The organism is Streptomyces ferrugineus (assembly GCF_015160855.1).
Lineage (GTDB): Bacteria > Actinomycetota > Actinomycetes > Streptomycetales > Streptomycetaceae > Streptomyces > Streptomyces ferrugineus.
This window is the reverse complement of record NZ_CP063373.1, coordinates 4,827,509-4,843,649: the sequence shown is the minus strand read 5'-3', so window position 1 is coordinate 4,843,649 and position 16,141 is coordinate 4,827,509. Positions and strand designations below refer to the sequence as shown.

15 protein-coding genes are annotated in these 16,141 nt (G+C 71.2%); 7 read left to right on the top strand and 8 right to left on the bottom strand.

Going from position 1 to position 16,141, the window contains the following annotated elements:
* Nucleotides 1–70: 70 nt before the first annotated feature.
* The 5 genes from IM697_RS22115 to IM697_RS22095 form a co-directional block, all read right to left on the bottom strand.
* Nucleotides 71–433: an SRPBCC family protein gene (locus IM697_RS22115; protein WP_194049423.1), complete on the bottom strand. Its 363-nt coding sequence runs from the start codon at nt 431–433 to the stop codon at nt 71–73.
* A 274-nt stretch (nt 434–707) separates the two neighbouring features.
* The gene (locus tag IM697_RS22110; protein ID WP_194049422.1) at nt 708–3,245 is read right to left on the bottom strand and encodes an ABC transporter permease; all 2,538 of its coding nucleotides are present in this window, start codon (nt 3,243–3,245) and stop codon (nt 708–710) included.
* Nucleotides 3,242–4,060, bottom strand: coding sequence for an ABC transporter ATP-binding protein (locus tag IM697_RS22105; RefSeq protein ID WP_194049421.1), 819 nt, complete (start codon nt 4,058–4,060; stop codon nt 3,242–3,244). Before IM697_RS22105 ends, IM697_RS22110 begins: the two co-directional genes overlap by 4 nt.
* 620 nt (nt 4,061–4,680) lie before the next feature.
* Nucleotides 4,681–5,241, bottom strand: coding sequence for a CGNR zinc finger domain-containing protein (locus tag IM697_RS22100; RefSeq protein WP_194049420.1), 561 nt, complete (start codon nt 5,239–5,241; stop codon nt 4,681–4,683).
* A gap of 683 nt (nt 5,242–5,924) precedes the next feature.
* Nucleotides 5,925–6,656 carry a flavodoxin family protein gene (locus IM697_RS22095; RefSeq protein ID WP_194049419.1) on the bottom strand — a complete coding sequence of 244 codons (732 nt, stop codon included), beginning with the start codon at nt 6,654–6,656 and terminating at the stop codon, nt 5,925–5,927.
* A gap of 434 nt (nt 6,657–7,090) precedes the next feature.
* Here IM697_RS22095 and IM697_RS22090 point away from each other — a divergent pair, with 434 nt between their 5' ends.
* Both IM697_RS22090 and IM697_RS22085 read left to right on the top strand, forming a co-directional pair.
* The gene (locus tag IM697_RS22090) at nt 7,091–7,327 is read left to right on the top strand and encodes a hypothetical protein (protein WP_194049418.1); all 237 of its coding nucleotides are present in this window, start codon (nt 7,091–7,093) and stop codon (nt 7,325–7,327) included.
* Nucleotides 7,324–7,488 carry a hypothetical protein gene (locus IM697_RS22085; RefSeq protein ID WP_194049417.1) on the top strand — a complete coding sequence of 55 codons (165 nt, stop codon included), beginning with the start codon at nt 7,324–7,326 and terminating at the stop codon, nt 7,486–7,488. Before IM697_RS22090 ends, IM697_RS22085 begins: the two co-directional genes overlap by 4 nt.
* Before the next feature lie 221 nt (nt 7,489–7,709).
* Here IM697_RS22085 and IM697_RS22080 read toward each other — a convergent pair whose 3' ends face one another.
* Nucleotides 7,710–8,753: a TolB-like translocation protein gene (locus IM697_RS22080; protein WP_322734568.1), complete on the bottom strand. Its 1,044-nt coding sequence runs from the start codon at nt 8,751–8,753 to the stop codon at nt 7,710–7,712.
* 1,241 nt (nt 8,754–9,994) lie between these two features.
* On the opposite strand from IM697_RS22080, the gene IM697_RS22075 reads away from it, so the two are divergent.
* The gene (locus tag IM697_RS22075) at nt 9,995–10,174 is read left to right on the top strand and encodes a hypothetical protein (protein WP_194049415.1); all 180 of its coding nucleotides are present in this window, start codon (nt 9,995–9,997) and stop codon (nt 10,172–10,174) included.
* 276 nt (nt 10,175–10,450) lie between these two features.
* The gene (locus IM697_RS22070) at nt 10,451–11,035 is read left to right on the top strand and encodes a YceI family protein (RefSeq protein ID WP_228044845.1); all 585 of its coding nucleotides are present in this window, start codon (nt 10,451–10,453) and stop codon (nt 11,033–11,035) included.
* 148 nt (nt 11,036–11,183) lie between these two features.
* Here the strand turns inward: IM697_RS22070 and IM697_RS22065 are convergent, their stop codons facing one another.
* Nucleotides 11,184–11,660, bottom strand: a complete 477-nt coding sequence (locus IM697_RS22065) for an Hsp20/alpha crystallin family protein (RefSeq protein ID WP_194049413.1) — start codon at nt 11,658–11,660, stop codon at nt 11,184–11,186.
* A 157-nt stretch (nt 11,661–11,817) separates the two neighbouring features.
* Here IM697_RS22065 and IM697_RS22060 point away from each other — a divergent pair, with 157 nt between their 5' ends.
* From IM697_RS22060 to IM697_RS22050, 3 genes are all read left to right on the top strand, one after another.
* A complete protein-coding gene (locus IM697_RS22060; protein ID WP_456114996.1) occupies nt 11,818–13,875 on the top strand; it encodes an aconitate hydratase in 2,058 nt (685 codons plus the stop codon).
* Between the two features lie 97 nt (nt 13,876–13,972).
* On the top strand, nt 13,973–14,341 hold the full coding sequence (locus IM697_RS22055) for a DUF6343 family protein (protein ID WP_194049411.1): 369 nt from the start codon (nt 13,973–13,975) through the stop codon (nt 14,339–14,341).
* 439 nt (nt 14,342–14,780) lie between these two features.
* Nucleotides 14,781–15,455, top strand: a complete 675-nt coding sequence (locus IM697_RS22050; RefSeq protein ID WP_228044843.1) for a dienelactone hydrolase family protein — start codon at nt 14,781–14,783, stop codon at nt 15,453–15,455.
* Nucleotides 15,456–15,780: 325 nt separating this feature from the next.
* Here IM697_RS22050 and IM697_RS22045 read toward each other — a convergent pair whose 3' ends face one another.
* Complete coding sequence (locus IM697_RS22045) at nt 15,781–15,921, bottom strand: hypothetical protein (RefSeq protein WP_194049409.1); 141 nt, start codon at nt 15,919–15,921, stop codon at nt 15,781–15,783.
* Nucleotides 15,922–16,141 lie beyond the last annotated feature (220 nt).

Here is a 16,141-nt window from a genome sequence, read left to right as displayed (position 1 = left end):
CCTTCGAGGATCCCGACGACGTGCTCGCGTCGGCGGTCCAGGGCACCCCTGAGCGAACCGAGTTCGGGGTTCACCGGGCGGCGCACAGTTCAGCGAGGCGTTCCAGGGTGCTCGCCATCTGCTTCAGCCACCAGGCGCGCCCCCTGTCCACTTCCGCGCGCTTGTCCTCCGGCATGCGCGAACCGTCGAAGATCTCGGTCACCACCGTCGCCCCGGCCCCGTCCGGGAGCAAGTCGAAGATCCATCTGTGGCCCCACACGGCCCCGGGCGCGGTGGCGTCCGGGTGCCGGCGACCGGGCCTCGGCTCCCAGCCGATGCGGCGGTCCGGCTCGTACTCGACGACGTGGTTGTTCATCTCATAGTCGCCAAAGCGCTCGTAGTGCATCCGCATCACGAAGACGTCCCCGACGCCCGAGACCACGGGGCCGGACACACCACCGCGCAGCATCCCCGAGCCGTCGAGCTCCGGGTGCCTCCGGCTCCGACGCCACACCGGGGGTACAACAACGCCTGGCCGCGCGCGCAGGAGCCGCGAATCCGGCAGACCTTCCCGGTCGAAGCACTGGACAGCCGTCGCACTCGATCTCCAGCATGGCGGGTCGCAGAGCTGCTCCCACCGCAACAACTGCGCGGAGACATCACAGTGAGGGGTGAGCCTCGCCCGAGGCCGGGCCGACCCCCCGCCCCCCGGCCCCCGGCCCGCGGTTTCAGTGCCGCAGTGCTGCCCTGGCCGGGAGGGTCACTGCCGCAAGGCCCAAGGCCACCGCTCCCCCGGCGAAGGCCGCGTACAGCAGCGGGGGGACGTAGGGGGCCTGGCCGGTCAGGCCGCGCATCATCGGGATCAGTGTCGCGGTGGCGATGGCCGTGCCCAGGACGGTGCCGGTGAGGGCGACCAGGAGGGCTTCGAAGCGCAGCATCTGCAGCACCTGGCGCCGGGTGGTGCCGACGAGGCGGAGCATGCCGAGTTCGCGGCGGCGATCGAGGACGGTCATCACGAGCGTGTTGGCGGCGGCGACAGCGGCGAAGCCGCCGAGGACGGCGGCCATCGTGTAGTTGGCCCAGGCGTTGAGCTCGCGCTCGGTGCTGCTTGCGGTGGTGTGGCCGGCGGCGTCGGTGACCTCGCCGAAGGCGGTGAGGTTCTTGGCATGTCCGCCCCGTACCAGCAGCGTGCTGTCGAAGCCGGAGGTGACGTGGGCGGCGAGCAGGGCGCGGTCCATGGTCACGGCTGCCAGGCCGAGTCCACGGCCGTACACGGCCGCGATCTCGAGGCGGGTCTGGGTGCCGTCCGGAAGGTACACCGGGAGGGTGTCGCCGACTTGGGCCTTGGCTGAGGTGGCGAGTGTGGTGTCGATGGCGATGCGCTTCTCGCCGATCCGCTCCAGGCTGCCGCTGCGCACGTCGAGGTCCTGTACCTGCGCGAGTTGTCCGCCGGTACCGGATATGGCCTGGGTGGCGGAGTTCTGCAGCCACCGGTCGGCGCCGGAGCCGACGGGCACCAGCACCTGTGTCTCGAGCAGGCCCACGGCCGCCTGCACGCCGGGGGCGCGGGCGGCGGCGTCGGCGTTGTCGGCGGGCAGTCCGGCCGGGTGGGTGATGACGTGATCGGCGATGATGCCGTCGCGCAGCTGCTGTGCGGCGACGTGGCTGTTGCTGGTGTGCAGGAAGACCAGGGTCGAGGTGAAGGCCATGGCCAGCACGATCGGGGTGATCGCGGAGGCCAGCCGGCGGGCGTTCGTACGGCAGTTGGCGGCCGCGAGCCAGGCCGGAGCACCGCCGCCGCTCAGCGCGAGGGCGAACAGCGCCGCGCACAGCCGTGCCACCAGCGGGCCGAGCAGGGCGACGGCGAGCATGAAGAGCATGACGACGCCGAGGGCGGCGTTGGCCGCGTCCTCGCCGGCCGAGCGGGCGGCCAGGACGGTGAGGAACCCGCCGCCGGCCAAGGCGCCAAGGCCCAGCACCGTACGGATCACGCCCGGCCGCAGCCGCTCCACCGACGCCTCGGTGAGAGCCTGACCGGGCTTGATCCTCGCGGGCCGGCGGCCGGCTGCTGCCCAGCCGGCGGCGAGCGCGGTCAGCAGCCCCGTGCCGACGGCGACGGCCAGGGGGATCCAGGAGACGTGCAGATCCACGCCGTCGGGGACGGCCCCGCGGTCCTTCAGCTGCCCGAACCACCAGTGGGCCAGGGCGATCCCGGGCAGGCAGCCGATCAGTCCGGCGGGCGGTGCGACGAGCAGCACCTCGGCGGCGACCGCGCGGCGGATCTGCCGCGGGGTGGCGCCCACGGCGCGCAGCAGCGCGAACTCCCGGGCACGCTGGGCGACGGACAGCGCGACCGTGCCGGAGGCGGTGAAGACGGCGACCGCGGTGGCGATTCCGCCGAAGGAGCCGCCGAGCCCGGTCAGGGTCTCCTTGGCGTAGCCCAGCGTGCGGTCCTCGACGGCACCCCGGCCGTCACCGGTGTGTACGTGGGCTCCGGTGCCGGCGAGCGTCTTGGCGACGCCGGCGGCGAGGGCGGCGGTGTCCGTGCCGTCCTCGGGCAGTACGGCGATGGCGTCGGCCTTGCCGGGGTGCCCGGCGAGCGCGGGGGCCTGGGCGTCGGCGAACCAGGCGATGCCGCCCGCGGCCGCGGCGTCGGCCGTGTCGCCGGCTGTATCGCCGGTCGCGTCGCCGGCCGTGTCGCCGGATCCGGGCCTGGCCAGGCCGCTGACGCGGAAGTCGGCGCGTCCGGTGGCGGTGTCAAGGGCGACCAGGTCGCCGACGCGGGCCTGCACGGCCCGCGCCGCGGCCGGGGCGAGCACGACCTCGCCCCTACCGGGCGCGGCCCCGGCGGTGAGCGCGGCGCCGGTGAAGGTGTGCGATCCCCAGCCGTGGCCCGTCAGGGCTCCGTCGCCTCGGCGCACCGGGAACGTGACGTCCGCCACCGCCGACCGGGCGCCTGGCACGCGGGCCGCTCTGTCCGCCAGCGCGGCGTCCAGGCGCGCGGTGTCCGGCAGCGGGTCCGCCGACTGCGACCGGCTCTCGCCGCTGCCCGTGACTAGGCGGGCGTACTGGTCGGCCGCGGCGACGACGGGTGCCTTCGCGTACCGCTGCGGCGGCACCGTGGCGCGGGCGCCCGTCTCCAGCAGGATGCCGCAGGCGCAGACGATCAGCGCCGCCATCATCAGCGCGGTGAACGTGCCCGCGAACGACGCGGGCCGCAGGCGCACGGCCGCGCGGGCGAGGCCGTTGGGGGCCAGGCGCCTCACGCCGCGGCCTCTGCCAGCGCGCCCGGACGGGACGTCAGGGCGGCCATCCGGGCCGTGATCTGCTCCGGCGAGCCGCCCTCGAGGCCACCGGCGAAGACACCGTCCGCGAGGAACAGCACACGGTCGGCCCAGGCGGCCGCGGCCGGGTCGTGGGTGACCATGACGACGGTGGCCCCCAGGGCGTCCACCGCCCTGCGGAGCAGGCCCAGGACCTCGGCGGCGGTGCCGGTGTCCAGGGCCCCGGTGGGCTCGTCGGCGAAGATCACGTCCGGGCTGGTGATCAGGGCGCGGGCGATGGCGACACGCTGCTGCTGGCCGCCGGAGAGTTCACCGGGCCGACAGCGCGCCTTGTCCGCGAGGCCGACCTGCCCGAGCACGTCCGCCGCCCGGCGACGGTCTGCGCGCCGGGCGGCCAGGCGCATCGGCAGCAGCACGTTCTGCTCGACCGTGAGGGAAGGCAGGAGGTTGAAGGCCTGGAACACGAAACCTAGGCGGCTGCGGCGCAGTTCGGTGAGCCGGTTCTCCCGCATACCCGTGATCTCCGTGCCGCCCAGACGCACCGAGCCGGCCGACGGCCGGTCAAGGCCGGCCGCGCACTGCAGGAAGGTCGACTTGCCGGAGCCGGAAGGGCCCATCACCGCGGTGAACGTGCCGCGCGGCAGGGCGAGGTCGATGCCCGCCAGCGCGTGCACGGCGCCGGCTCCTCGGCCGTACTGCCGCCGTACGCCGCGCAGTTCGACGGCGAGCGCCGAGCCGTCCCGGGCCTGCGGCCGCTCCCCCGCGTCGTGCCTGTTGCCGCCCTTGCGCAGCCTCATGGTCCGCCTTCCCGCGATCTTTTCGAGCCGATATCCCGAAGCTACGGATCACGGTCGTCGCAGGCCATGGTGGCTGCTGGCGGATCCCGGGTGGGGATAACCCGAGACACGACAGGACGCCGAACAGCCCGGACGGGCCGGGAAGACCAACCGGGAAAAGCCGGACGGGCCTGACGGGCCTGACGGGCCAGACGGGCCGGGGAGGGCGTCCACATTTCCCGGCATGGGCTCACGGCCGCCACAGGTGCGCCGGCGCACACGCTCCAGGACGTCGATGCAGGCGGCATCGGACATGCGAAGGTGCGGGAGGGACCAAGGAGCAAGCCTGTCGAGGGTCGGCTCCGGGTCCTCCAACGACCGTCCTTGGCCGCAACATGCCCGCCCTCCAGACCAACGGCCCGGATTCACCGGTCCCTTGATACGGACCGGACGACCGCCCCGCTGCCGGCAGGCATCCAGGCAGGCGTGACCATCATGATCTCCACAGACGGCCCGACCCACCTCAGGGCGCTGCTCGACACCGGCATCGAGCGCCTCCGCGCCACAGAGGCGACGGCAGTCGAACCGGCCGTACGGGCCTGACGGCCGGGGCCGTCACGATGGCCGACGGCGCGGGCGGGTCAGCGGCCAGCCGCAGGTGCGGCCTTCCTGCGGGCGCGGTACGCGGCTGCCTTGATCTTGTTGCCGCAGGACTCCATCCCGCACCACTGCCGACGCATGCCCCGCGAGCGGTCGATGTAGGTGCGGGTGCACTCCGGGTTGCCGCACTCCTTGAGCAGGGGCACGTCCGGCCCGCTCAGGAGCTCCACGGCTTGGCGCGCCACCATGGAGAGGGCTTCTTCCGGCGTTGCCTGCGTCCATCGCCCCGACGGGGTGAGCTGGGGCACGGCCGGCGGCCTGCGGGCCGCGTGGTTCACGACGGTCAGCGCCGCCCCGTCGTACTCCTCCCCGAGCCGACGGGCGGTGACCAGCCGGTAGACGGCTTCCCGTACGGCCGTCGCCTGCTCGACGTCGGCCTCCTGACCGGGGGAAACCGCATCGACGAGGCCGGACTCCACGTACCATGCGGTCAGCCTGTCCGGCGTCGCGAGCATCTCGAAACGCACCGAACGGCGCGCTTGCAGCGTGGCGGCGAAGTCGAGTGCCGGGTTTCCGCACACGAAGACATGATCGAGATTCACATCACCATTTTGGCAAGTGACGTGGGTGCCGGGGAAGATTCATAGCCTCCCCCTCACAGGCCCAGGCCGGTGACGGGCAGGACAAGGACGCCCCTCCCACGACCGCCCGGCGTCCTCGGTGTACCGCGATGTACCGCGCCGAGCCGCCTGGCACAGCCATCCGCTCCTCAACCAGGTCCTCGTGGCGGACCCGCTCGGGCGGGAATCACCCGTCAAGCGGGTGATCGGAAGTGCTTGGCGTCGATGACGGCCCAGGCACAGGCGACGGGTTCCTCCTGGGCAGCCTGTAGCCGACCCCCGGCAAGGTGCGGTGCTCGTACCCGCCCGTGAACCTGTCCCGGTGCGAGGCGCCGTTGCCCGGGGGTGAAGGGGTCCCGCCCGGGGTCGAGGGTGATGGCGGGCGCCCCGACCGCCAGCCGCGTGGCGAGCCGTTTCTCCGGTCCGTCGTAGCGGCGTTCCCCGTCGGCGAGGCCAAGCCGCCGGCGCGGTAGTTGTGGAGGACGACGGCCGCATGGCCGTGGCAACGCGGTCGGCAGCAGTTGGGCACACCCGGCGGCTGTCAGGCCACCTGTGACGGGGCGTCACCGGCCCAGGGGAAACATGAACTGACCGGCTGGACGGAAGACCGACCTGACAGAGCCGCCCGGCGGAGACGCCCCCTCCCCTCCGCCAGCCGGAGCAGGTCAGCGGTGCTCGGGGTTGTCCGCACCGGGGCGGCAGCCGGCATCCCACTGCGAGCGCTGATTGCCATGGGCGGGCACGCCTCCGGCCCGCTTCAGCAGGGCGGCGAGGTGCATCAGGTTCCAGGCCATGAAGGAGGTGTTGCGGTTGGTGAAGTCGTTCTCCGGACCGCCCGACCCCGGGTCCAGATACGACGGCCCGGGACCGGCCGCGCCGATCCACCCCGCGTCTGCCTGAGGCGGGATCGTGTAGCCGAGATGCTGGAGGCTGTAGAGCACGTTCATCGCGCAGTGCTTCACCCCGTCCTCGTTACCGGTGATCAGACAGCCGCCGACACGGCCGTAGTAGGCGTACTGGCCCTGGGAGTTGAGCAGCGAGGAGCAGGCATAGAGGCGCTCGATCACCTTCTTCGTCACGGAGCCGTTGTCGCCCAGCCAGATCGGCCCGGCGATGACCAGGATGTCCGCGGCCATCACCCGCTCGTACAGCTCGGGCCACTCGTCCACCGCGAAGCCGTGCTCGGTCATGTCCGGATACACACCGGGCGCGATGTCGTGGTCGACGGCACGGATCTCGGAGGTCGTGACGCCCCGCGACATCATGATCTCCGCGCTCCTGTCGATCAGACCCTGGGTGTGACTGAGCTGCGGAGACGGCTTGAGAGTGCAGTTGATGTACAGAGCCGTCAGATCGTCGAAACGGTACTGGGCATCGGAGGAGGACGAGGCTGCCATACAGGCAGCTTCCCCCGCGAAACCCGATTTGTCGCGGTCCGACGCACCCACAAGGGTCCCGTGGCACGCAGCCGGCGCAGACCCGGCAACGCCCCCACCCGGGCGCTGGTCACGCGCAGCACCTGATCCATCCGGCCCCGCGAACGGGCCACGCTCGCCGTGCCGTCGTAGGCCCGCTGGCCCGGCTCGACGTCCCGCAGCGAATGATCCCTGTGTGAACGCCCTGAACCCGCTTGAGGCAATGCCGGCGATCACGCCCATGTCCTTACGCCGCGGACAGTACGCCCCCCCCCATCGGCTGGGGAGCCGGTTGCGGAACGCGGGGAGGGACGGTGCGACGGCACCGAGGAACGCTGAAGAAACCGGCCAGGAGTATCCGTCTGCCTCGGAGCGGCCGGGGACACCCCTGTTCCGTGCCGGTCAGGGCGTAGCCGGTGTGGCGGCTGGAAGAGTTCGATGAGGTTGCCGGCGGGGTCGGTGAGAAGGATCTGGCGTCCGCCCGGGCCGGTGGCGTCATCGCTGCGGAGAGACAACCCGGCCGTGCGCAGTCGAGCGATCTCGGCATCCGGGTCGTCGACGATGATCAGCCGCGACAGCCCGTCGCTGCCCTTGACGGCGATGGTGTTCACGCATTCATCGCCCGAATCGACGGTCTTGAGGTTCCGGCTTGAGGTCCTGGCCGTCCCAGGTCTTGGGGATCGCGGCGCTCTGCCAGCTGGCCGCGAAGGGGAACTCGGCGCAGCTCGGTCGGCTGAAGCTGTCGCAGGTCCCGCCGAACCGGATGGCAGTGCTGGCCCGGTACGCGCTGGGGTCGAAGGCGCCACTGCGCTGATCGACCGCAGTGGCAAGCCCTCTGTCGACTGGGCGGCAGCGCGCAGCGGGGCCCTGGCCCTGGAGTCCGCCGCTTCGCTGGTCGGGGAGTACCCGGTTCAGCTCCGGCTGTTCTTGCAGGTCTTCGACGAAGCCGAGTTCACGGCGGCCCCGCAGGCGATGCGGGGCCGCGCGGGCGGTGGGGCAGCAGAAAGCGCGGTGTTCGGGGCGGCGACCGGGCGATCAGTAGAAGCGGCGGACGAAGATGTCCGACTTGCCGTTGGTGTCGCCGGGCACGATGTCGTCGGCCGCGGAGTGGAAGACGACGTCGCGCCCACCGGCGCTGACCGCTTCGGTCCCGGCCGAGGCGGGCTGGTTCGAGACGATCTCGTCGGTGCCCGTCTCCAGGTCGCGCAGCATGAGCGACGGTCCGCTCGTGTCGTTCGGGGCGTACAGCAGATAGCGTCCGGTGGGATCGATAGCCACGCCCCGCACGTTCGGCACCAGTTGGTCGGTGCCCGAGCTGACGTCGTGGACGTAGGTGTCGGAGCCCGAGAGGTAGACGACCTTGCTGCCGTCCTTGCTGAGCTGGACGAGTGTCGCCGCCTTGGACGGGTCCTCGATCGGGCCGGAGGAGATGCCGTCGGTCCGGTCCCACACGAAGACGTCCTCCGCCTGGCCGTCCTGGTAGGCGACAAAGCGGCCGTCGCCGCTGACGGACGGTCGGGCCGAGATGTTGTGGCCGAACTCGGCGACGGTCTCCGCCGTGTCGTCCTGCCAGTCCCGTACCTCGATGCGCTGCCGGGACGGCGGTCGGCTGAAGGTGGCGACATGGGCCATGTAGCGGCCGTCCGCGCTCAGCGACGGCTGGCTGCAGCTGAGGCCCGGGCAGGTGATGCCGATCGTGCTTCCTGAACTCACTTGAGACAGGAAGGTCTTTGTGTCTCTGAACAACCACCCCCACAGGGCGACGTATTGCCCGTTACCGCTGATCACGGGGCGCTGGATCGGGGTGGTGAGGGTGCTCATCAGCTTGGTCTGACTCGTCCGCCGGTCGCGGACGAACACCCTTTCCGATGTCGCCGGGTTGGCGGGTGTGAGGTTCTTCGCCAACGACGAGAAGGCGATACGCCGACCGTCGGCCGTGATCGTGGCGCCGGCGGAGTCGCCGTCGCCCTGGGTGCCGTCGGTCGCGACACTGATCCGCTCGACTCCGGCCCCGCTGTCGCTCGCGACGCCCGGCACGGTCATGGCCTCGGCCGAAGCGGCTCCGGGCAGCACCGTCATGACCGCGCAGACCACGACCGTGGCGCTTAATGCAGCCCGTACACGTCTGGTGGCGCTCCGCTTTGTGTTTCCCCTCATTTTCCCCCCTGTATTCAGGACGTGGCCCTCTCCCCCTGCTCCCCACCGGAGGGCCACAAGCATGCAATCGCGATGGCGCTGTGGGGTCAACGTGTCGCATGACTATTGAGAGGCACGGTTCCGGTCAGGTGACAGCGGCCGGCTTCGCAACCGCAGAGCGAGTGCCGCCCCGGCGACCGGCTGCGCGTCACCGGCAGCCTCGGCCTCCCCGGCACCGCCGCGGCCGTATCCGGCCGGACGTCGACACCGTCGATGTTTTGTGGGGGGGCGCCGCTGTCGGAGCAACCGCCGGACGACGGCGCAGCCGACGATCAACCAGCGACCGCGACAGGGCGATCCCGGCCTGGGCGAGGCACCGGCCATCCGCGTCAACATCGGCCCGTCGGCGTGAACGAGCTGGACGTCGCCCACTCCCACAGCTTCGACGTCACCACGGCCAAAGACGGACACGCTCGCCGACGCGGCCGACGCCATGCTCAACGGCCTTCCCCGCAGTCCGACGTCGCCCCGAACCCGCTACCCGCTGGACCTGGCTGACGAGCACGCCGCCCGACGGTCCGTGCAGACGCTGCTCGAACTGGACCGCGGCACCTGCCCGGACTCGGCACCGACAATACGTCCGTGGTACGGAGGAGGGCTGGGCCCAGGACATGGTGGGCACCGGTTTCCGCGTGGCCGGCATCATCGCCAGGGCAGACACCGGCGAGGCCGTCATCAGCATCGCGGTCGACGCCGAGATCGAGGTCTGTCAGGTGCAGCCGGACGGCTGTTTCAGCGACCTGATCGCCGCCCTGGACCACAGCATTCGGCAAGATGTCGGCATCGCCCACGTCGGCGTGGCGACCCCGTACGCGTCGGCGTTGGTCTCGCGCAAGCTCGCCGACGCCGGTGCCGCGGCGGGTATCCCGTGCGTCGCCCCAGCGGGCGACACCGGCGGACCTGTCTGCTTCCCGGGCTCGCTTCCACCGTGTTCGCCGTGGGCGCGCTGGAGTCTTCGGTTGCCCCGGTGCTGCGATCCCGTCGTGCTCGGCGCAGGGCGGATACACGGCGCTCGACGGCACCGGCAGGGTCTCGGCCCATGTCGCAGGCCTCGGCCTCGCTGCTCTCGTCCTCGCCCACCACGAGGACTTCCACGGCCAACTGCTGCCGCACGGCCCGGCCAGGTGCGGCACCTGTTCGAGGTCATCGCCGCTGGCTGCCGTCAGTTGGCCCCGTCGGCCACCGTAGAGGCGGCCCGCGTCGGACTCGGCCTTCCGGACGCCCTCACCGCACCCTCGGCCTGGCCCACCGGAGTGCAACTCGCCCCGGCCCTGTCCCCCTACGACCCCACCCCGGCCGGCTGATTGGAGCCGCAACAATGGCCGACCGGTGGGGTTTGTCAGCCCGCCGGGCCCAGCGTGGTGGTGTCATCCACGCTGAGCCGCGTGGGTCCGAGGACAGCAACTGAAGCCGACCGCCCAACCACGGCACGACGAAGGCTCCGACCGCGATCTCGTCGGAGGCTTCGATTCCGCTGGCTCGGCGCACAGTCGTAGGACACGGGCTCAGCGGGGGGCGCGGTCACCATGCCCGCGCCCCTCAGGACGCGCACCACGCGCCCATCACGTACCGTCATATCTGTGACAGTAAGTGCTGGAACTTACCGCCTCGGGCCGTCGACCGGACGCCTGCTGATCAAGACCAGTCGGGCCGGACTCGGCCGAAAAGCGGGGCACGACCTCACGATCGAGGCCACCCGCTGGTCCGGTGAGGCGGTGGTCGTCACCGACGACCCCGGGAGGTCGTCGGTGACAGTGACGGTTGAGGCGGGATCGTTGACCGTCCGGGAGGGAACCGGCGGGCTCAAACCCCTCACCGACGCCGACAAGGCGGAGATCAAGCGGACGCTTGAGGGAGAAGCCCTGCTGCACACCGCCCAGTACCCCACCATCACCTTTCACTCCACGAGGATCACGGGAACGCTCGAATCCTTCGAGATCACCGGGGAGCTCACCATCAAAGGCCGAACTCAGCCGGTGACCGTGCACGGAGGCAGCGATGGAGACGGCACGGTGTGCGGCTGGTCGACCGTCACCCAATCCATCTGGGGGATCAAGCCGTACGCGGCGTTCCTGGGCGCGCTGAAGCTGGCCGACGACGTCCGGATCGAATACGCGGTGACAGAACTCGAACCAGCCCCCGAGCCCGGGCCGCCGTCCGCGTAGCAGCAGCGGACGGGGGGCCTGCGCGCGAGGTGAGACAGCGCGGATCTTGCTGGTCAGCGGCGTCTGACTGCAGGGATGTCTTCTTCGACATCCGCGAAGTCGGCCCGTCCGTCGTGGCGTTCGGCGGACGGGCGGACCATGTTGTGTGTCAGTCTTCGGACGTGACCTGGATGTGGAGGGGCTTGGCTGTCTCCGTCTTGGGAACCTTGACGGTCAGCACCCCCTCACGGAGCGTTGCGTCGATCCCTTCGGCGTGGATCTCACCCGGCAGCAGCGCCCGGTATTCGAAACGTCCCGTCCGTCGCATGGCACGGCGCAGCGTGCCGGCCCGCTCGCGTTCCTTGACCTCACCGCTGATGATCAGGTCCCGGCCGCTCAGCTCGATGTCGATGTCATCATGCTTGACACCAGGAGCGTCGACCTCGATCAGGTAGGCCTCCTCGGTCTCGGAGAAGTCGGCCAGCGGTGACCAGGTCATGCCCGCGGCTGCGGGCGCCGCGCCGAACGTGGACTCCAGCAGCGATCCCATGCGGCTGAACAGGTCGTCGAACTCGGCCAGCGGATCCCTGGCCCAGAGCGGCCGCTCGGCGAGCCTGCCGGAGGTACGTCGTACAGGCAGAGTCATCACTGCCCACCTCCCGTGCGTCTCTTCCGCTCGTTCCCGAACGCCTTTCGAGTACCCGTGCGGGCGCTGCCCACCCTGTGGGGAGACGAAAGGTCGCATGCTGCAGGCAAGGGCGTCAGCTTGCCGCACACGGGGCGGAGCGCGCAGCCTGGACGTTGTGACGCTCTCGCACGGCACGCTGGCGCACCGGCTCATCGACGACCATCTGGTCGAGGGCAGGATGGAACCGGGCCACGAGATCGGGCTGCGGATCGACCAGACCCTCACCCAGGACGCCACCGGCACTCTGGTGATGCAGGAACTCGAGGCCCTCGGCCTGGACCGGGTCCGTACCGAGGTCAGCGTCCAGTACGTCGACCACAACCTGCTCCAGGCGGACGAGCGCAACGCCGAGGACCATGCCTTCCTGCGTTCCGCGTGCCGTCGCTTCGGCATCTGGTACTCCAAGCCGGGCAATGGCGTCTCCCACCCCACCCACATGCAGTACTTCGGCGTCCCCGGCAGGACTCTGGCCGGATCCGACTCGCACACCTGCGCCGCCGGGGCGCTCGGAATGCTCGCGCTCGGCACCGGCGGCTTGGAGGTCGCGCTCGCGATGGCCGGACGGCCCCTGCACCTGACCATGCCGGAGATCTGGGGCATCCGCCTGACCGGCCATCTGCCGGAGTGGGTGAGCGCCAAGGACGTGGTGCTGGAGCTGCTGCGGCGGCACGGCGTCAAGGGCGCGGTCAACCGGATCCTGGAGTACCACGGCCCGGGCCTGGCAGGGCTGACGGCCATGGACCGGCACGTCATCGCCAACATGGGCGCCGAACTCGGCGCGACCACCTCCGTCTTCCCCTCGGATGCCGCGGTACGGGACTTCCTGCGTGCCGAGGACCGCGAGGCGGACTTCCGCGAACTGGCCGCCGAGTCGGACGTCGTCCACGACCTCACGGACGAGATCGATCTCTCCGCGCTCGAACCGCTCATCGCCCGCCCCACCTCGCCCGGCAACGTCGTGCCGGTGCGCGCGGTCGCGGGTGAGCCCATCGGGCAGGCGGTCATCGGTTCCTCCGCCAATCCGGGTCTGCGCGACTTCGCCATCGCCGCGACCCTCGTCGCGGGCCGTCAGACGCATCCAGCCGTCAGCTTCGATGTCAATCCCACCTCGCGCGAGATCCTCGCCGATCTGACCAGGATGGGCTCGACCTTCGACCTGATCGCCGCCGGGGCCCGGATCCACCAGGCCGGCTGTCTGGGCTGCATCGGCATGGGCCAGGCTCCCGCGCCCGGCCGCAACAGCCTGCGCACCTTCCCGCGCAACTTCCCCGGCCGCTCCGGCACCGAACAGGACGCGGTCTGGCTCTGCTCTCCGGAGACCGCCACGGTCTCCGCGCTCACCGGAGAGATCACCGACCCCCGCGAGTGGGCGGCCAGGGAGGGCGTGCCCTATCCGCAGCTGCGCCTGCCCGGGCACGCGTCGGTCAACCGGGCCATGCTCGAACCGCCACTGCCGCCCGAGCAGGGCGCCCGAATCGAACTGGAACGCGGGTCCAACATCTCCGGTCTCCCCGACTTCGACCCAATGCCCGACGTGCTGGAGGGCCCTGTCCTGCTCAAGTGCGGCGACAACGTCTCCACCGACGAGATCTCCCCAGCCGGGGCGAAGGCACTGCCGTTCCGCTCCAACATCCCCAAGCTCGCCGAATTCACCTTCACCCGCCTCGACCCCGACTACCCGCGGCGTGCCGCCGAACTCGCCGCCGACGGCGGGCAGGGCCGGCACTTCGTCGTCGGCGGGGAGAACTACGGCCAGGGCTCCTCCCGCGAACACGCCGCCATCACACCACGTCACCTGGGGCTGCGTGCCGTCATCGCCAAGTCCTACGCCCGTATCCACTGGCAGAACCTGGCCAACTTCGGCGTCCTGCCGCTGGAGTTCGACGACCCGGCCGACTACGACCGCATCGATGCCGGCGACCGGCTCCGGCTGGAGAACCTCCGCCCCGAGTTGGCCTCCGGAGCCGAGTCCCGCCTGCGGCTGCACAACACCACCAAGGACGAGACGTATCTGGTCCGCCACCGCCTCTCCGACAGCCGCCGGCGCACCGTACTCGCCGGAGGAACGATCGCGGCCCTCGCCCACGAGGAGGCGCGGCATCCTGGAGCCGTCGGCAACGACAACCTGGCCGCGCCGGCGGACCCGGGCGACCTCAGTCACGGCGCCGGCTGACCCGGCTACCGCCCTGAGCTGCCGAATGGGCGGTGTCGCTGCGCCGGATGCCCCCAGACTGTCGATTGTCGCGGGCAAATGGTGGAACTCGGCGGTCATGCCGCTCGTACACCGAAGCCGATCGAAGTCCAGGGGCGGAGCTGACGCGCGTGTCCCGGTACCGCGATCACGGTCCGGCTTCATCGGCCGCCGCTGGGAGCGCACGGGCACCGAGCCTGTCACAGCCCGTAGCGCCCTGGGCCTGCGGCTGCTGCTGTCCGTGTTCTTCACGCCGCTCTTCGTGGCCGCAACCGTGCTGTTCGCCCTGTGGTCGTCGCGCGCCGAGCCGGACAGCAGCCCGACGTCCTCACAACTGGCGGTCCTCGCAGGACTGTGCGCCGCACTCGCCGTGCTGTCGACGGTGGACCTCGCCGTTGTCCTCCGCCGCCGACGAAGGGAGCGTCCGCCCCACCGAACCACCCGGTGACAAGCCAGCCGAGGGAGACGTCCTGTCTGCCGAACGAATCGGTCCAAGGAGTCGTCCTCATGAGGCTGCATTCCCCCGGCCACCGAACTTCAGCTGGAGGTGCAAACCGGGCGGTGGCCGAGCGGCTCGCCGAGGAACTGACCCATCTGGTCGACCCCGGCTACGCCGATGTCCTCGTGATCGGCGTGCGAACGATCCGGGGCACATCCTCGGCACCGACCTTCGCTTCCGCTCGCGTACCGCGTACCGCATGCGAGTTTCCAGGCCAGGGGGACGAAACGGCCCGCTGGCTCGCCGAGGACGCGTGGGCCCCACTGCAGGACGTCCGGGCCCAGGACAGCGGTTGTGTGAGTCCGTGTCCCGTGGAGGGGTACGCGGCAAGGATCGCAGGAGCCATCGGATACCGAGGCCGTCGGGCCCTCGGAAGGAGATGATGGTCGTGATCTCCGAGACGGTACTTGTCCCCGCCGAAGGCGTGGCGCTGGAGGGCGATTTCGAGACGCCCGACGGGGCGCGCGCGGTGGTTCTGTTCGCGCACGGCAGCGGGAGTTCCCGGCACAGCCCGCGGAACCGTATGGTCGCGGGCGAGCTGCGCACCGCCGGCGGGCTGGGCACGCTGCTGATGGATCTGCTCAGCGAGCGGGAGGAGCGGCAGGACGCGGTGACGGCCGAGCACCGATTCGACATCCCGCTGCTGGGTCGCCGTCTGGTGGCCGCGATCGACTGGCTGGGCGAGCAGGCCGGAACGAAGGACCTGCCGGTGGCCGTGTTCGGCGCGAGCACAGGCGCCGCGGCGGCCCTGGTGGCCGCGGCCGAGCGACCGCGGCGTGTCTTCGCCGTGATCTCGCGCGGTGGGCGTCCCGACCTGGCCGGTGATGCGCTGGAGCAGGTGTCTGCTCCGGTTCTGCTGCTGGTCGGCGGTCACGACCCGGAGGTGCTGCGGCTCAACGAAGAAGCCGTACGACGGCTGCGCACCACGAACAAACTGCACGTCGTGCCGGGCGCGACCCACCTCTTCGAGGAGCCCGGCGCCTTGGAGGAGGTCGCACGGCTGGCCAGGGACTGGTGCGAGGAGCAGTTGCGCGCCCGGCCGACGGCGCCCGTGCGGCCGTGACACGGGCCGGCGGGTGCTGAGACCGGCACGGTCGCGACCCGGACCGAGCAGGCGCGCTGGGCGTTGTGGACCTGCAGTTGCTGGGCGTGGTCGACCTACGGGGTCGAAGTGGCGCCGCCGGTCCCCGACCACGCGGGCCTCCGCCGCAGGCCGGCCAGGAGTCGAGGAGCAGGTCGAGCGAGTCGGGGCCGGTCAGGGGCACGGCGGGGGCTTGCCTCAGGTCAGGTCGCAGGATGCCGCGGCCCCCCGGCGTGTGTCGCCAGTCCCTTCCCGGCGACCTGGCGCCCCTGGAGGCGGCCCCGTCTGTGGTCGGCCTCGCCGGCACTCACTCCTCGGGGGCGCCGTCGGCCACCCGGTAGGACTTGGCCCAGGTGGCGCCGCAGCGGCAGCGGGAGAGCTCGACCAGGTCACCGTCGTCACTCACCCTGACGCCGTGCCCGATGCGAACGTGAACATGCTCGCCCATCACTCGTCTCCTCCGGCTGACGGGAAGCCTCATTCAACGGGATACGCAAATGCGGAGTAAAAGGGCGACCGCATGGTGAGACCGCCATCGTGCCCGACGTCTTTGTGGTGGGCGACGGTTGCAGCGGCGCCAGAGCCGACGGTCGAGCGGAAGCCCTCGGCCTCCGGCACGGGCAGGCCGCGCCGGGTGGCACCGTCGGTGATCGTGCGGGCGAGGGGGC

Coding starts and splice junctions, on each gene's coding strand:
- IM697_RS22105 (WP_194049421.1), bottom strand. CDS start 4,060: ATGAGGCTGCGCAAGGGCGGCAACAGGCACGACGCGGGGGAGCGGCCG.
- IM697_RS22095 (WP_194049419.1), bottom strand. CDS start 6,656: ATGGCAGCCTCGTCCTCCTCCGATGCCCAGTACCGTTTCGACGATCTG.
- IM697_RS22080 (WP_322734568.1), bottom strand. CDS start 8,753: ATGACGGTGCTGCCCGGAGCCGCTTCGGCCGAGGCCATGACCGTGCCG.
- IM697_RS22065 (WP_194049413.1), bottom strand. CDS start 11,660: ATGACTCTGCCTGTACGACGTACCTCCGGCAGGCTCGCCGAGCGGCCG.
- IM697_RS22055 (WP_194049411.1), top strand. CDS start 13,973: ATGCCGCTCGTACACCGAAGCCGATCGAAGTCCAGGGGCGGAGCTGAC.
- IM697_RS22045 (WP_194049409.1), bottom strand. CDS start 15,921: ATGGGCGAGCATGTTCACGTTCGCATCGGGCACGGCGTCAGGGTGAGT.